Origin of the sequence: Nostoc sp. (assembly GCF_036917135.1) — a bacterium.
GTDB lineage: Bacteria > Cyanobacteriota > Cyanobacteriia > Cyanobacteriales > Nostocaceae > Nostoc.
This window is the reverse complement of the sequence record NZ_JBALEA010000043.1, coordinates 32,583-48,984: the sequence shown is the minus strand read 5'-3', so window position 1 is coordinate 48,984 and position 16,402 is coordinate 32,583. Positions and strand designations below refer to the sequence as shown.

The 16,402-nt window shown below is 42.6% G+C and carries 10 protein-coding genes and 1 CRISPR repeat array; of the genes, 6 read left to right on the top strand and 4 right to left on the bottom strand.

Annotated features, from left to right (window positions below):
• Window positions 1-1,073: 1,073 nt before the first annotated feature.
• Both V7K50_RS13295 and V7K50_RS13290 read right to left on the bottom strand, forming a co-directional pair.
• Window positions 1,074-2,288 carry a DUF790 family protein gene (locus V7K50_RS13295; protein ID WP_334960641.1) on the bottom strand — a complete coding sequence of 405 codons (1,215 nt, stop codon included), beginning with the start codon at window positions 2,286-2,288 and terminating at the stop codon, window positions 1,074-1,076.
• A complete protein-coding gene (locus V7K50_RS13290) occupies window positions 2,218-3,798 on the bottom strand; it encodes a DEAD/DEAH box helicase family protein (RefSeq protein ID WP_334960639.1) in 1,581 nt (526 codons plus the stop codon). Before V7K50_RS13290 ends, V7K50_RS13295 begins: the two co-directional genes overlap by 71 nt.
• Before the next feature lie 191 nt (window positions 3,799-3,989).
• Between V7K50_RS13290 and V7K50_RS13285 the strand changes: the two genes are divergently transcribed.
• Complete coding sequence (locus V7K50_RS13285; protein WP_334960637.1) at window positions 3,990-5,291, top strand: adenylate/guanylate cyclase domain-containing protein; 1,302 nt, start codon at window positions 3,990-3,992, stop codon at window positions 5,289-5,291.
• 32 nt (window positions 5,292-5,323) lie between these two features.
• Window positions 5,324-6,095: a CRISPR direct-repeat array (repeat unit 37 nt; unit sequence GTTTCAATCCCTAATAGGGATTTTGATGAATTGCAAT).
• A 359-nt stretch (window positions 6,096-6,454) separates the two neighbouring features.
• On the opposite strand, the gene V7K50_RS13280 is transcribed toward V7K50_RS13285, so the two are convergent.
• Window positions 6,455-6,745 carry a hypothetical protein gene (locus tag V7K50_RS13280; RefSeq protein ID WP_334960635.1) on the bottom strand — a complete coding sequence of 97 codons (291 nt, stop codon included), beginning with the start codon at window positions 6,743-6,745 and terminating at the stop codon, window positions 6,455-6,457.
• Window positions 6,746-6,973: 228 nt separating this feature from the next.
• Window positions 6,974-7,813, bottom strand: coding sequence for a prephenate/arogenate dehydrogenase (locus V7K50_RS13275; RefSeq protein ID WP_334960633.1), 840 nt, complete (start codon window positions 7,811-7,813; stop codon window positions 6,974-6,976).
• Between the two features lie 69 nt (window positions 7,814-7,882).
• On the opposite strand from V7K50_RS13275, the gene V7K50_RS13270 reads away from it, so the two are divergent.
• The 5 genes from V7K50_RS13270 (at window position 7,883) to V7K50_RS13250 (ending at window position 16,402) form a co-directional block, all read left to right on the top strand.
• The gene (locus V7K50_RS13270) at window positions 7,883-9,448 is read left to right on the top strand and encodes a pentapeptide repeat-containing protein (RefSeq protein WP_334960732.1); all 1,566 of its coding nucleotides are present in this window, start codon (window positions 7,883-7,885) and stop codon (window positions 9,446-9,448) included.
• Window positions 9,449-9,577: 129 nt separating this feature from the next.
• The gene (locus V7K50_RS13265; RefSeq protein WP_334960631.1) at window positions 9,578-10,171 is read left to right on the top strand and encodes a DUF1517 domain-containing protein; all 594 of its coding nucleotides are present in this window, start codon (window positions 9,578-9,580) and stop codon (window positions 10,169-10,171) included.
• 70 nt (window positions 10,172-10,241) lie between these two features.
• On the top strand, window positions 10,242-11,126 hold the full coding sequence (locus V7K50_RS13260) for a hypothetical protein (protein ID WP_334960630.1): 885 nt from the start codon (window positions 10,242-10,244) through the stop codon (window positions 11,124-11,126).
• 347 nt (window positions 11,127-11,473) lie between these two features.
• Window positions 11,474-13,258, top strand: a complete 1,785-nt coding sequence (locus V7K50_RS13255) for a ShlB/FhaC/HecB family hemolysin secretion/activation protein (protein WP_334960629.1) — start codon at window positions 11,474-11,476, stop codon at window positions 13,256-13,258.
• A 507-nt stretch (window positions 13,259-13,765) separates the two neighbouring features.
• Complete coding sequence (locus V7K50_RS13250; RefSeq protein WP_334960627.1) at window positions 13,766-16,402, top strand: EAL domain-containing protein; 2,637 nt, start codon at window positions 13,766-13,768, stop codon at window positions 16,400-16,402.

Genomic DNA, 16,402 nt, shown 5'->3' with positions numbered 1-16,402 from the left:
GAGAATCGATTTTTTGAGTAACTTCAGTAGATGTCTGGCAAAAGTCCACTAACATTCTCTCCCCTTAGGCCAGGGTAGTTTCATCCGAAAAAAGAAAAATACATAAGTCTTGATTTCTCATGTAAAACCATAGATTTTGACCCTACTTCCATTCCTCTCTCCCACGGGGGGAGAGGCTTTAAAAACCAGTTTCAGTTTTTCTCTGGTTGTATGAAACCACCCTGACATCTTCTCCCCGCAGGCGGGGCTACCCTGTCCTAAAAACCCAGCTTGATAAGGCTTTACTCGTTCCTGGGCTGCCGCCTGGGAATGCATTCATTGAGTCTCTAACTCAATGTCTCGACTGGAGGCAGCAGCTTTAAGCATCGCATAGCATCCTTTAGCCTTCACTGTGTTATGAGGACTCAATGATCTGACAGGAGGCAGCAGCCCAGGAACGAGATAAACGAAAAAACAATGGGAAATCAAGCTTTTTTCGACTTGTGTATACACCGTAGGCAGGCGGGGTGGGATTCTTTTTTTGATTTCTGCAAAAAGTCTAGTTCTGAATTTGTTGTTAATACTGTTTGAGGACACATGGAACTCGCCGAGAGTTAGGGCTTTCGACATATTTTTATTGCCTAAAACCCCCACTTCATATTTGTTGTTAATATGTAAGTTCTATTTACCTCAAAATAAAGGACAATAGACCATTGATAGGGAGAGAGATTTTTGTACCCCCGTTGCGGACTGTTGCCCGTACGTGTCTAGCTTAAAAATAAGAAACATCTAAGTAACACCGTAATAAACATATCTGAATATTTACTGAGATGTCTATACTTCCAAACACATCTTTGCATACTCTTCACATTACTTGATGGAAAATGTATATATAATTACTTATGTTTTGACGGTGCGATCGCGCAGTTAACTTTTCAACCACGCGATCGCTTCAGTATTGCTTCACCCGACGTCAATGCTTACAATAACCTGGGTGAAGATTCAGCAATCCCAGGTTATTGTAGCCAAAAGCTAACTTGGGCTTAGTTACCGATTCGCCAAAATATCCAATTCCAAGTACTTAGTCGCCTTATTCAATCGATTACAGCTAACACAGCTTTCGGCAATAACTTATCTTTAAACCAAACAATTCTAGCGGGGACATCATTTAATTTTACTCCCGCTTTTTCTAAATTAAGTCGCTCGGAAATTGCCAAAATCAAGTCATCGCGTCCAGCACGCCGCACTTGAGAAAACTTCTTTTGTAAATATTCTGGCCGCCAATAACCAACAATTTCTAATAAGAAGGTGCGTCCATCAGGATGCACCAAGCGAAAATCGGGAATCATCACACTACCGGGAATTGGGATCAAATCAACTTCTCGCTCTAATGCCCAGCCACTTTTTAACGCATCCCACTTATCAGCAAAGGATGCTTCTAGCATACTATCGTAGGGCTTGCCTGGTGGATAGTGGGATACCAAACCACATTCGGAATTGAGGGTGAAACGTCCAGTTTTCCAAGTATTTGTATAAGCGTCGCGGGTTTGGAGAATAGAAGAAAGACTCCATTTTGTCACGTGAAGTAAAGCGGGAATAAGTTTAGCGATCGCTAACCCATACCGTGTACTAGGATTAAACAAACTCGTCGGTCCGTCAATGGTAATTGTAAACCCGTGGTCAGCATCACCTTCAATATAAGCCATCAATTGAAACAACTTCAGATAGCGAAATAACAGCTTATATTCACCCGGAACATTCCGATGAGCATTTAACACAAGTTTACTGGCTTTATAAAATACACCCTGCACTTGAGATAAGTTATATCGATTTAATAAATCTGGTGCGATTGGGGCATCAAAAACAGTTAAAATCTTATTCTCAGATAAATCAGCATATAATCCATTCCGAACCTGTTCTGTTAAAACTTCTCGCTCAAGTTCTTGAGTTAACTCATCAGCAATTTTACTCAGAGTAACTTGTGTAGATTCTCGACTAGAAACAGACTTTGCCGCTAGCGAAAACACTCGTTCTCTTAACATCTGTGGTTCCAGAGGACTAATTACCTCAAAAGTGCAAAAACTACTTTTGAGAATATAAGCTAATCCCCGCTTCACCCGATAATCTGTAGAATCTCCTTCAAAATCAGTCAATTGTCGCTCAAGCACACCTTGAGTCTTCCCCACTGCCGATTGATAATAATTAATTAACTCAATCGCCAACTCCGAAGTTTTCTGATCAATCTTCAGTCTCTTCGGAATAATCTCCTCCCCGGTTTGGCGATGCATCAGTAAGTCTGTCGGTAACATCTGCTGAATTTTGGATTTTAGATTTTGGATTTTGGATTGAATAATTAATTTCTAACTGTTCGGCAGCCTTCAAATTCCTTTCCTTCCCACTTCCATATACAACCTGCAACTTTCCTTTACTCTCTTTTTCTCCCCCTGCCTTCCTTTCTCCTCTTCGCCTAGCTGAAGTTCCCTCTTCACTCGTATCTTCCGCCACCACTTCATATAAAATCGCTTGCTTATTCTCAATATTCCCCTTCCGTAAAATCCTCCCCAATCGCTGAGTATACTCCCTAGCCGAACCCGTTCCCGATAAAATAATTGCTACTGAAGCCGCAGGCACATCAACCCCTTCATTCAACACATGAGATGCAACCAAAGTATTATATTTACCCTCTCGAAATTTTGTTAATATCTCATGGCGTTCTTTCACTGGAGTTTGATGAGTAATTGCCGGAATTAGCAACTCTTGAGAAATGCGGTAAACTGTCGCATTATCCGCAGTAAAAATCAGAATTCGTGCCGGGTAATGTTCTGCTAATAAATTAATTAGAATTCGCAATTTACCATCAGTACCCAAAGCGATATCTTTCGCTTCTCGGTGTGCCAACATCGCCCTCCGTCCCGATTGCGATCTAGCACTCATTTGCACGAACATTTGCCAACCTTGCAGACTCCCCAAAGAAATCTTTGATTGCTTCAAAAAGTCATTGCGGGTTTGAATTAGTTGATTGTATCTTTCCCGCTCAAGTTGGGATAACTTTACCTTAATTTGGACAATTTCATGCTCTGCTAATGCCTTTCCTGCCAAATCTTCGGCGCGTTTGCGATATACTTCTTGACCAATGAGGATATTTAAGTCAGCGTGTTTACCATCGGTGCGTTCCGGTGTGGCAGAGAGTCCTAGGCGATAAGGTGCGATCGCATATTCAGCAATCACCCGATTAAAATCTGTGGGTAAATGATGACATTCATCAAAAACAATCAACGCATATTGATTTCCCAAGGTTTCGGCGTGAATTGCTGCACTATCATAAGTTGCAACTAAAATTGCCGTTCTATCCCGCGAACCACCCCCCAGCAACCCTACCTCAGCATCAGGGAAAGCCGCCACCAAATGTGCATACCACTGATGCATTAAATCCAAAGTTGGCACTACAATCAACGTCGTTCGTGGTGTTGATTGCATCGCCATTTGCGCTAAATAAGTCTTTCCCGCCGCCGTGGGAAGCACAACAACTCCTTGTCTACCCGCCAGTTTCCAAGCTGCTAGTGCCTCAGTCTGATGGGGATAGGGTTGCATTTCGAGGCTAGGAACCAAATCTACAGGATAAAATTGCTTCGCCTCGTCGATAAAATAAACATCTTCCGCTTGTAGTGCTTCCACTAGCGATCGGTATCTAATTGCCGGAATGCGGAATTTTTCAACTCTATCATCCCATGTCGCGTAGTCCATCCAACCTTTGCCACGTGGTGGTGGATGCAAAATTAATGTGCCACGATCAAAATTTAATGTAGGGGTACGAGCCATGATTATTGGGGATTGGGCATTGGGGACTTGTACTGAGCGAAGCCGAAGTATTGGGGATTGGGAATTGGGGACTTGTACTGAGCGAAGCCGAAGTATTGGGGATTGGGCATTGGTAATTATTTCTATTCACCATGCCCCATTCGCTACTCCCCACTTCCTACTCCATTGATTACTAATAACGCGAAAAGTGCATGACTCATCCAAATAACTCAGACAAAATCCAACTAGATACGCTCATTAGTCACGGAATGTCATATCGGCAAACTAACAATAACCTTGCCGAATCTTATAAAGAACAGCAACAGAGCTTTCTGCTAAAACGGCTGCAATTGCAGGCGCAGATTTTGCTAGTAGCTGGCTTGACTTTAAGCGCTTTTTTTCTTTGGGCAAATTCACAATTACAAGGCAAGATATACGCCTTTAAAATCGGCCTTTTAATAGAAGTATTCACACTCATTTGTTGGGGTTTATGTAAAACCTCAATAGGTCGTCGTTATCCAAACTTAATTTTTTTGAGTTTATGCTGGTCTGTAACTTGTGCTGTTCAAATTAATGTAGCTTTGCTGTTTAATAATCTCGAGCCTAGAGGCAATCTCTGGAATCTGATGTTTCTCACTCAGGCTACAATCATTCCAGTGCAATGGTGGCTACATTTAATCTCACAAGTGGGGACAATTATTTGCTATTCAGTTTTATATTTATTATATAATCCTTTATTAAAAAATTCATCAGCTTTCTACATTGAACAGGGGTTATATTTATTTTGGACTTGCGTTATTTGTGTATTTTCTGTATTTTTATACGAACGCTTGCGAAAAAAAGAATTTTATGCTCGGAAGGCAATGGAACTCGCACAGTCTAAATCAGAACGGCTGTTATTAAATATTCTGCCAGAGATGATTGCAGAACAATTAAAACAACAGCCAACAACTATTGCCGATAGCTTTCTGGAAGTTACGGTATTATTTGCTGATATTGTTGGCTTTACAGAGCTTTCAAGTCGCACGTCTCCTGCGGAATTAGTCGAGTTATTAAATACAATATTCTGTTTGTTCGACCAATTAGCAGAACGTCATGGCGTAGAGAAAATTAAGACCATTGGCGATGCTTATATGGCTGTTGCCGGTTTGCCAAATCAGTCTAACAACCATGCTCCAGCGATCGCTAACATGGCTTTGGATATGCAAAATGCTATAGCTACTTTTAATGAAGAAAATAACCAATCCTTTCGCATCCGTATTGGCATTAGTACTGGGCCAGTAGTAGCAGGGGTAATTGGGCTAAAAAAGTTTGCCTATGACCTTTGGGGAGATACAGTCAATACAGCTAGTAGAATGGAATCTCATGGTATCGCAGGTAGTATTCAGGTTTGTGAAGCAAGTTATCAGCTTTTAAAGGATAAATATTTGTTGGAAAAACGAGGTTTAATTCAGGTTAAAGGTAAAGGTGAAATGATGACTTATATACTCAAGGAAATTATTATAACAAATTAATAAATCTAGACCTTTACAATCGATTTAATTTAGTTTCAATCCCTAATAGGGATTTTGATGAATTGCAATGAGAGGATACCTAGCAACCTCATCAGTAGGCTGATGTTTCAATCCCTAATAGGGATTTTGATGAATTGCAATACATTATTTAACTGATGACGAAGGACAAGATAGAGCGGTTTCAATCCCTAATAGGGATTTTGATGAATTGCAATTTTACTTTTTAGTGGTTTTTGGGTAAATACTCAGTCTTGTTTCAATCCCTAATAGGGATTTTGATGAATTGCAATTTCAGTAAATACGGCTATCCAAACATCGTATAGCGTTTCAATCCCTAATAGGGATTTTGATGAATTGCAATCTCATCACATTACTGTTAGGAACTGCAATGTATCTGTTTCAATCCCTAATAGGGATTTTGATGAATTGCAATCTTTGAGTGCCTTAGCCTCATCTTTAGTGAAGTGTTTCAATCCCTAATAGGGATTTTGATGAATTGCAATAATGTATCCCCGATGTGGGAATGGGCATTTACTACGTTTCAATCCCTAATAGGGATTTTGATGAATTGCAATATTAGCGATGGCCATATATTGGGTGAGAAGTCAGCCGTTTCAATCCCTAATAGGGATTTTGATGAATTGCAATTTGAACATCAACTAATGAGCGATACTTCCCTTTGTTATCTTCCGTTTCAATCCCTAATAGGGATTTTGATGAATTGCAATGATGGAGTTGATTTAGAAGAATGGGATAAACCGCATGGTGTTTCAATCCCTAATAGGGATTTTGATGAATTGCAATGGCGGGAGCCTGAAAGCCAAGCTGTATTTAGTTTTCAAGGTGCGGTTGCGCGATTCTAGAGTCATCATAGCATTAGAGAATTCCTTTGGGAAGAGTGTCGGGAAAGGTTTAAGGCTGACACCCACTTTTTGTAAGCATTTCAGACATTGCGCGGATGAAAATTGGGCGATTAGAGGGGTGAAACGCTTGCTGGTGTTGAGATAGAAGCACTTTTTTGGGGCGCTGGAATTTGTACACCTACCTGTCCGCGCATTTTGCATCAGAATAACCTAAAGGTGATGGGGGGCGCGATCGCTGCCAACGGAAGTCAGAAATCCCAGTCTTTATAGCCTCCCACATCACACGCAACACTTGTAATATTAGTCTTGAGACTCCTCAGAGCTAGGTTCTGATTCGGTTTCAAGTTCTTCTGTTTCGACTTTGACTGGAGGTTTAACGGGTTTTGGACCACGCGCTAAGGCAGGATTTCCCTGATGCCTGTTTTCATCTCCGAATGATGCTTTTTTTTCTGTGCCAGATGAGCGATTACGGGTCGGTTTTGAGCTTTTGGGGTTGGATTCAATAGGAGTTATAGAATCCGATTTTTCGGAATTGTTGTCAGTAGTTTCTTGGGACTGACGTTCCGATTTCTTGATTGGACGTTCTACCATTGTTTATTTTTGTAAATTCATCTGTATGATACATCGGTTTGGTGAATATCAAACTGTTGAGTCGCATTTTTAAAGATTTTTATCAGAAAAGAATTCAGGAGTCAGAATTCAGAATTGAAGTCTGACTGGCGAATGAATAAATGGTGAAACACCACACTCAATCTTTCCTATAGAACGTGCAAGGGACAATAAACGGGTGCGTTATCGATAGCTGAACGCACCCGACAACTATTTAACAAAATCAGGTCGTGCTTGTTGCCTTGATTTAAACTTTTCCTCTAAAACTGCCCAATTTTCTTGCTCAATTAAGCTAGTCAATTCATCGAGATTGTGACGATATTGTTGCAGCGATCGCAGCAATGCTTGACGATTATACCGCGCCATCATCACGCCCAACTCTGGATTCCCACCACCCACGCGACTGGTATCCCGAAAGCCGGAACTAGCTAACTTTTGGGCTAATTGCAAAACATCGGGGTCAGTTTCACTCAAACAAGCAGCAATCAAGGAAGAACTGACCATTACAGGTAAATGGGAAATCCAACTCACAGCGCGGTCATGTTGCTCTGGTTGACAATAGTAGATATTTGCTCCTAGCGATCGCACAATTTCTTCTACAACGGTAATTGCACTAGTTGGTGTTGTAGTTATCGGTGTTAGAACATAAGGTTTATTGACAAATAAATGCCGTTGTGCTGCTTCTATACCACTGTCTGTTCTTCCCGCCATTGGATGACCACCGATAAAATTATCCCAAAGGGGAGAAATATCTTTAACTATCTGTCCTTTGGCCGAACCGACATCAGTCACCACTGTAGCCACAGGCAAATGAGCGATTAACTGTTCAAGTTGGGGCACAATAAGGGCTAGAGGCGTACAAATAAATACAACTTCGGCGGCGGCTAACAAACTTAGATCAACTGATGCTTGATCAACACTGCCGAGGTCAACTGCCTTTTGACATGTGGTTTCGCGGCGACTGACTCCTAAGATATGATGTCCTTGCGATCGCAAATCAAAACCCAAAGAGCCGCCTATCAGTCCCAATCCTAAAATCCCAATATTCATTTTGATTTTGACATTCCGTTTTTTATGACTTTACCAACAATTAAAGTTGGCATCCAAGGGGTAGCATCAATGACTGTAGAGGAATTACTGGAAAAATATGCAGCAGGAGTCTTAAATTTTAGTGGTATTGACCTAGCGGAAGCTAACCTAAGTGGGGTCAAACTCAGTGGCATAAATCTCAGCAATGCTAATTTGAGTATAGTCAACCTGAGTGGCGCGAATCTGAGTGAAGCTAACTTGAGCAATGCCAAGCTGAATGTAGCCAGGCTGAGTGGCGCGAATCTATGCGATGCCATTATGAACAACGCCAGTCTCAACGTCGCTAATTTGATTCGAGCGGATCTCAGTCGCGCTCAACTCAGAGGAGCCTCATTGATCCGCGCCGAGTTGATTCGCGCTGATCTCAGTCGTACTGACCTATTGGAGGCTGATCTCACTGGTGCTGATTTGCGAGAGGCGACACTCCGCCAAGCGAATTTCCGTCAAGCTAACTTGAGTGAGGCCGTCTTGAAAGGCGCTTCTTTGACGGGAGCAAACTTGGAAATGGCGAACTTAAACGCCAGTGATTTCAGTCGTTCTGATCTGAGCGGTGCAAATTTGCGAGATAGCGAACTCAGACAAGCCAATCTCAGCCGTGCTAACTTGAGCGGGGCAGATTTGAGCGGGGCGAATCTTCGATGGGCAGATTTGAGCGGGGCGAATCTCCGGTGGGCAGATTTGAGTAATGCCAAGTTGAGCGGGGCTGATTTAATTGGCGCAGACTTAAGCAATGCCAATTTAACGAATACAAGTTTAATCCATGCGAATTTAACTCAGGCAAAATTAATTAGGGCGGAATGGATCGGTGCTGACTTAACAGGAGCAACTTTAACAGGAGCAAAACTTTATGCCACCTCCAGATTTGGTTTAAAAACCGAAGGGATGATTTGTGAATGGGTTGATCTTAGTCCAGAAGGCGATCGCTCTATTGTCCAAAACTTCCATTCTGAAGAGTCACGAGATTTTTTTAACGAAACACCGCCAACAATTCGGATTATTGTGGATGCAGCCCTAGAACACGAAGCCAATTTTGCGATCGCAGGTGCTTACTACCAAATTGCTCAAGAATACCGGGTGCTGAAACAACCCCCAAACATCGAAAGTGGTCGTCGTCGAACTATTTTCACCTTTCATGTCGATAGCGACGAAGCATTATTTCCCACTGCTTACATTGTGATTCTTCCCTTTCTAGATGCAGTATCTACTCAAAAGAATATTTCCAGTATGCTAGAAATGCTCAACAGTGAAGTTGTTGCAAACCAAGATTTAAAATCGCTCCATATAGTGAAACAATTAAGTATTCTTTTAGAGCCAGCCATAAGTCAGGCTACAACAATTAAAAAGACGAAAAAAAATATCGAAGTAGCTGCAAAATTAAATTTTTGCAAAGCCCCAACCCAAATAGTTTTAACAAATTCCAGTGCCCACACTTTGATTGTCCACGATCATCCCAATTTTGGGAAAAGATTTATTAATCGCTCTGCTCTCAATCCTTCAGCTTATAATAATATATCCAGTGAATCAACAAAATATATATTACCTTCATTAGATATGGTTATGGATTTTCTCAAAGGATTTCACTATGTTAGTCATTAGTTATGGGGCATAGGGCATGGGGCACTTGTACTGAGCGACTTGTGCCGAGCGAAGCCGAGGTAAGTCGAAGTATTGGGCATTGGACTAATGACAAATGACAAATGACAAAAAAAATTTTGGAGGACGAAAATGAGCAATCTCTTTAATAAAATGATCGGTCGAACTCGCTATGTAGTCTTTCGGCTATTTCTGCACTTGGGGGGAGGTGAAGTAGCCCCAATTTTGGGAGTATTAAATAGTGTTGGACGAAATGCCATCGATGCCGATGGCGACTTAGAAGTTTTGGGAGAAGGATTAGCAGAAATTAGCCAAACCCTGCTGCAATACGATGAATATTGGCTTTCTGCTGCCAACGAAGGTGACGTATTTTGGAGTGAAGGCGAGGCGGGAGATTATGTGAACGAATTATTTACCGACTCTGCCCAAAGATATCTCAGTGAACCAGATTACAGTTCTGATTCTGGATCGAATGAACCTTTATCGATACCTGTAACCCGTAACGTCATTGTGATAATTACAGTAGCTTATGAAGGAGAAGTACCAGATTTAGAAACTGATCTTTCTAACGTCCAGGCACTCAAGGAAGGTTTGAAAGCCTTAATCAATTTGCACTACAAACATAAACTCCAGGCAATCCAAGTGCATTTCTCGCCAGCACAATTAGGCGATGAACTCACTAGCGATCAACTGTTGCAATATTACCCAGAATTAATTCCTTTGTAATGTGTTGGGTAGTCCGTACTTACTACTTACATCAAGAAATTGTTAAGCTCAGAGATAGGACAATAATCCAATGATCATGACCATAGTACGTAAATTTACAGCCGTTTTTTTAGCTCTGAGTTTGTGTTTTACAACTGTCGCTTGTGGAGGCGGAAACCAAACTAATTCTTCACCTAAGAACGTTAGCCAAACCTCTAATGCTACCAAACTCAGTGACGGAGAGTATCAAATACAACAAGCTACCTATGACGATGCCTCTGGGGAGTACAACCTGTTTTTACTAAACAATAAGCCCCCAACCTTTTCAACCGAAAATTTGCAAATGGCGCGGTTAACTGATGATCAAATCAAGGAGGGTAAGAAAACCTATCTCAAGGTAGAAAAAGGACAGCCAATTTTATATCTAACGGAAGACTTTAAAATTGAGTACGTCCACAACGTTACCGAAAATAAAACCAATCCCCAAACAGGACAACAAGAGACGGTTGTAGTCCGTCGAGAAAATAGCTTCTGGGCACCCTTTGCAGGGTCTGTGGCTGGTAGCTTGGCGGGTCAAGCAATTGGTAGTCTATTGTTTAGACCCCAATATTATGTACCCCCTGCCTATCAATCAGGACAAGGATTAAGTGGCTTCGGTGGATATGGCGGCAGCTATGGACAAGCAGTTCAAAACTACCAGACTCGCTACAATACGCCACCCGCAGCCGTGGTAAATCGGACTGCCTTCCGCAATACAGGGACAATTAGAAGGTCATATCCGGGAAATTCAACTATACGCAATACACCGCGTAGCACTACAGGTAATAACCGTCCTTCTGGTTCTGGTTTTGGTGGTAGTACGTTACGACCTTCTGGTAACTCCAGCACTACCAAACGCAATTCTGGTAGTAGTTTTGGTAGTGGGCGTAGTACAGCACCCCGCCGTTCAAGTGGTTTTGGCAGCAGACGCCGTTAGGAAATTATCAACGTTCAATTCAATAAATACACTGCCTAACAATTAAAGGTAGTGTGTTCCATAAAGAAGTCGGAGGATTGACTTGTTACCCTCCGGCTTCTTTTACTTGTGGGGTGGGCATCTTGCCCGCCTTTGATTAACCCTCTTTTGACCAAAGAATTGGGTCTAAAGCCCCGTGCTTCACGCAATGCTTTAAAGTAATGAGTAATGAGTAAGGAGTAATGAGTAATGAGTGGATGAAAAATGGGTATTTACTCATTACTTATTACTTATTACTCATTACTCATTACTGCTTCTTAAGAGCGCCTTTAGGTCGGTGAGGATGTCAAAAAAAATAGTCTGGTGCAATGATTAATAAATATCTTCAAAATCTGATCGTGTCCTGCTTACCTCTGAGTACGCTTATATTAGTCAGTAACATATTTTCTAATCCACTGAAAGCTCAGGCTATTGATACTACACAATTACTAGTTGGTAATTTCATCCTGTCACAACAATTACCACCACCACAGGATGTCCAACCACCCTCACCTTCCCCACTTCCCTCACCTGAACTGCCACAGCCACTCCCCCCACCAGCAGAACTATTTCCACCCTCTGCCCCAAATCCGACACCTGAAGAACGACTCCCTGGGAACTTTCCTCAAACTATTGTTGTTGAACGCTTTGAAGTTTTTGGTAGCACAGTCTTCAGTGCTAAAGAGTTAGCCCAAGCCACTGCGGAATTTACCAAACGACCGATCTCACTGACTCAAGTGTATCAAGCACGTTCTAAAATCACTGATCTATACTTCAAAAATGGTTATATTACTTCTGGTGCATATATTCCACCCCAAACAATTCAATCCGGTGTAATTAAAATTCAGGTGATTGAAGGTAAATTAGAAGACATCCAGATAACTGGGACTCGACGGTTGAATCCGAATTATGTCCGCAGCCGACTAGCTATAGCGACATCACCGCCTCTCAATCGCCAGCGTCTACTAGAAGCACTGCAACTTTTACAACTGAATCCTTTAATTCAAAAGGTGTCTGCTGAACTCTCAGCAGGATCGCGGCCTGGTGTGAATCTGCTAGAAGTTAAGATCAGGGAGGCAAAAACCTTTAGTAGTCAAATAGTTCTTGATAATGGGCGATCGCCTAGCGTTGGCAGTTTCCGTCGCCGATTACAATTGAATGAAGCCAACTTATTGGGACTGGGAGATGCTCTGGGTGTAGCTTACACTAATACCGATGGGAGCAACTCCTTTGATGCCAGCTATACATTACCACTCAATCCCAAGAATGGAACCCTCACCTTTAATTATGGCACTACGTCAAGTAATGTCATTGAACCTCCTTTCAACATTTTAGATATCCAATCGTCTTCTCGCTATTACGAACTAACATTTCGCCAGCCCATAGTTCAAACTCCTACACAAGAATTTGCTTTGGGGTTGACAGCCTCACGACGGGAAAGTGAAGCCTCTTATATTGACATAGATCGAATCCCTTTCCCTGGTTCAGGCGCTGATGAACAGGGACGCACTAGGGTATCTGCGTTGCGATTTTTTCAAGAATGGACTTCTCGTAACAGTCGTCAAGTTATCGCCCTACATTCTCAATTCAGTTTGGGCATAGATGTGTTGAATCCCACTATTAATCAAAATCCTCCCGATAGCCGTTTCTTTGCTTGGCAAGGGCAAGTGCAGTGGGCACGTCTTTTAGCTCCTGAAACCTTACTTTTACTTCGTTTAAATACCCAACTCGCAACCAGAACACTTTTACCTTTAGAGCAATTTGGCTTAGGTGGGCAAGATAGCATTCGGGGCTACCGTCAAGATTACCTGCTGACGGATAATGGCACTTTTCTTTCTGCTGAAGTTCAAGTACCAATTCTGCGTTTACCCCAGATAGATAGCACCTTACAGGTTGTCCCCTTTGTGGATTTTGGTGTTGGCTGGAACAGTTCTGATCGAGAGAATCCCGATCCTAATACTCTAGCTGCTGTTGGTGTGGGGTTGCGTTGGTCACAGAGCGATCGCTTCACCGCTCGTCTTGACTGGGGCATTCCTTTAATATCTGTTAATTCAAATGATAGAACACTACAAGAAAACGGTCTGTATTTTAGTTTACTCTATAATCCTTTTTAAATTTGAATTTTGAATTGTTAATCTGGGTATCTTAAGTAAAGACAAAGTTGAATGATATAGACGAAGGGAGAAAGTTTATAACTTATGTATTAGTGGAGAAACCATCTAGAGCTTCTACCGCAAAAACTGACTGAACAATTAGCCATCTCATGAAGGTTAAAGCGTCGCGCCATTCCTCCCCCACAAGAGATGCCGAAGTTGGGGAGGAATGGCGCGACGGGACTGGGGACTGGGGACTGGGGACTAGGAAGAGTTTTCTGCAAAACAAGGTTTAGGTCTGAATCCCCTTCCAAGTTTTCCCAGTCCCTAGTCTCTAATCCCCAGTCACCAGTCCCTTTTTCAATCATCAAGAGAAGGGCTGGTTTACACGCTCATGCCAATGGGATCACAAATGGTGACAACTTTGATTGAGCAAATTTTCCCAGAAGTGCAGCCTGAAAAGCTTAACTTCTGGGAGTAGTATTTTTCCAACTAAGACATAAAGAGATGAGAATTTGAGGAACAGCCATGCTAGGAACTGAGCGGGAAAAAATACGCCATCTGTTGGTTATTCAAGACCTACAAGGGCGGCGAACTATCCCCTTACGAGAGACTACTTATTCACTGGGGCGGCATCCCGCAAATACTATTGTCTTGGCTTCCCGATCAGTATCAATGCAGCATGCAATTTTATTGCGAGTAACTGTTCCAGAAACTGACCAATATGGCTTCCAGATTATTGATGGCAACTACAAGGGAAAAGCAAGTACTAATGGATTATTTGTAAATGGCAATAAATGCTTTTCTCATAATCTCAGACACGGAGATGTCATTGCCTTTGGTGGTAATCAAGCTCAAGGTAAATATTATGCTATTTCCAACCTTTCAGAACAAGCATTTTCTGAATCTTGTGATGTTGAAGACTTATCTGGTTTCCTCTCAGAGCAAGCCAATCCTGCCAATCCTTTTCAAACCCTAGCTGTCGATCCCGGCTTGGAAGCAGCTAGTGAATCTGCCCTAGCTCGCCTAGCATCCTTCCCTGAACTCATCCCCAATCCAATTATTGAGATGGATTTCGAGGGAACAGTTACTTATCTCAATCCAGCCGCAGCTCTCAAGTTTCCCAAACTTCGGGAAGTTGGGACGCAACATCCGATTTTAACAGGACTTCTGAGTGGAGTTAAAAATCTAGAAAAAAATTCTTTTGTGCGGGAGGTGGAAGTAGGCACAGAAGTTTTTGAACAATCCGTTCTCTACCTTCCTGAAAGTGATTTAATTAGAACTTTTATTATTAGGGATATTACAGAGCAAAAGCAAGTTACAGCCGAACTGCGCCAGCGCGATCGCTTGCTACAGGCAGTTGCAGAAGCTGCCAATTATTTGCTGGGCGAAATGAATTACGAAACTGCTGTTGCTCGATCTCTAGCTGTACTGGGTGAAGCTGCCCAGGCAGATCGTGCCTATCTCTTTCAGAACCATCCCCATCCTGCTACAGGGGAAATAGCAGTCAGCCTACGCTTTGAATGGACGCACCCTAAGATTAGATCTACCCACCATAATTGGCAAAATCAGCCTTATGAAGATTCGGGATTAGCCCGTTGGTACACTGTTCTCTCTAGCGGCCAGTCCATTAGCGGACTCACCCAAAAATTTCCTGTCGCCGAACAAGAATTCCTGATTCGAGATGGGATTCAATCCCTTCTTCTAGTGCCTCTGCGCTTAGAGAATGAGTTCTGGGGGTATCTTGGCTTGGCAGACTGCACCTCTGAGCGTCATTGGTCAAGGCACGAAGAATCTACCCTGTTGACTATGGCGGCCAGTATCATTAGTACCAAGCAGCGTCAGCAAGTAGAAGAAAAGATTCGCTATCAAGCCCTCCATGACTTGCTGACAGGGTTGCCCAATCGCCTACTATTTAACGAACTGCTCAGTAAAACCCTGCCCAATGCCACTCGGAATGGCGAAAGTTTAGCTGTGATCTTCCTCGACCTCGATCGCTTCAAGGTGATTAATGACACTCTGGGGCACACTCTGGGAGACCAATTGTTACAAAGGGTCGCTCAAAGATTAAATGACTCACTCAGAGGCGGAGACACCATAGCCCGGTGGGGAGGTGATGAATTCACTATCTTACTCCCGCGAGTCAATGATATTGAAGAGGTAACTCTGGTGGCGTACAGAATCTTACAATCCTTAGAGGATGCTTTCCATCTCCAAGGGCACGAACTTTATGTGACTGCCAGCCTCGGTATTGCCTTGCTTGATAACAACAGTCCTGATGCCGAAACACTAATCCAGCACGCCGATGCCGCTTTGTACTACGCCAAGGACAAAGGGCGGAATAACTACCAATTCTACAGTGTTTCCTTGAGTGCCAAAAATCCTGAACTCCTGAGTTTAGAGAAGAGTTTGCGCTATGCCCTAGAACGTAATGAATTTACGGTGTATTATCAACCTCGTGTGAACATTGCCACAGAACAAATTACTGGTATGGAAGCTCTGTTGCGTTGGCAGCACCCAGAGATGGGATTGGTTGCACCCAGTGTCTTCATTCCCCTGGTCGAAGAAAGTGGATTAATTGTCCCCATCGGCGAATGGGCGCTGCGGACAGCCTGTAGCCAAAATAAAGCCTGGCAAGATGCCGGATTGCCACCGATAACGATCGCAGTCAATCTTTCTCTTAAGCAGTTCCGCCAACCCAAATTGGTGGAGACTATAGCCAAACTTTTAGAAGAAACAAGGCTGGAGCCGCGCTTTTTAGAATTAGAAATTACCGAAAGCACAGCTATTGAAAATTTAGCTTTTACCACAACAGTGTTAGAAAATCTACAACAGATGGGTATTGATATCTCCATTGATGACTTTGGTACAGGTCATTCTTCGCTCTCACGCCTACAGCTTTTGCCACTGCACAATCTGAAAATAGATCAGTCTTTTATTCGAGATTTGACGCACGATGTCAAAGTAGCTCATATTATCAAGGCCATAGTTAGTTTGGGAAAGAGCTTGGGATTGAAGTTGACGGCTGAAGGGGTAGAGAATAAAGAGGAATTGGAGTTTTTGAAATCTATCAACTGTGATGATGTACAGGGCTTTTTATTCTACCGACCGCTTTCTGCAAAGATTGCAACAGAAATCCTCGAAAGTAAACGACCAACACTTTAG

Excerpts from the sequence above, each read along its gene's own strand:
- V7K50_RS13295 (WP_334960641.1), bottom strand. The coding sequence starts at position 2,288 with ATGTTACCGACAGACTTACTGATGCATCGCCAAACCGGGGAGGAGATT.
- V7K50_RS13290 (WP_334960639.1), bottom strand. The coding sequence starts at position 3,798 with ATGGCTCGTACCCCTACATTAAATTTTGATCGTGGCACATTAATTTTG.
- V7K50_RS13285 (WP_334960637.1), top strand. The coding sequence starts at position 3,990 with ATGACTCATCCAAATAACTCAGACAAAATCCAACTAGATACGCTCATT.
- V7K50_RS13280 (WP_334960635.1), bottom strand. The coding sequence starts at position 6,745 with ATGGTAGAACGTCCAATCAAGAAATCGGAACGTCAGTCCCAAGAAACT.
- V7K50_RS13275 (WP_334960633.1), bottom strand. The coding sequence starts at position 7,813 with ATGAATATTGGGATTTTAGGATTGGGACTGATAGGCGGCTCTTTGGGT.
- V7K50_RS13270 (WP_334960732.1), top strand. The coding sequence starts at position 7,883 with ATGACTGTAGAGGAATTACTGGAAAAATATGCAGCAGGAGTCTTAAAT.
- V7K50_RS13265 (WP_334960631.1), top strand. The coding sequence starts at position 9,578 with ATGAGCAATCTCTTTAATAAAATGATCGGTCGAACTCGCTATGTAGTC.
- V7K50_RS13260 (WP_334960630.1), top strand. The coding sequence starts at position 10,242 with ATGATCATGACCATAGTACGTAAATTTACAGCCGTTTTTTTAGCTCTG.
- V7K50_RS13255 (WP_334960629.1), top strand. The coding sequence starts at position 11,474 with ATGATTAATAAATATCTTCAAAATCTGATCGTGTCCTGCTTACCTCTG.
- V7K50_RS13250 (WP_334960627.1), top strand. The coding sequence starts at position 13,766 with ATGCTAGGAACTGAGCGGGAAAAAATACGCCATCTGTTGGTTATTCAA.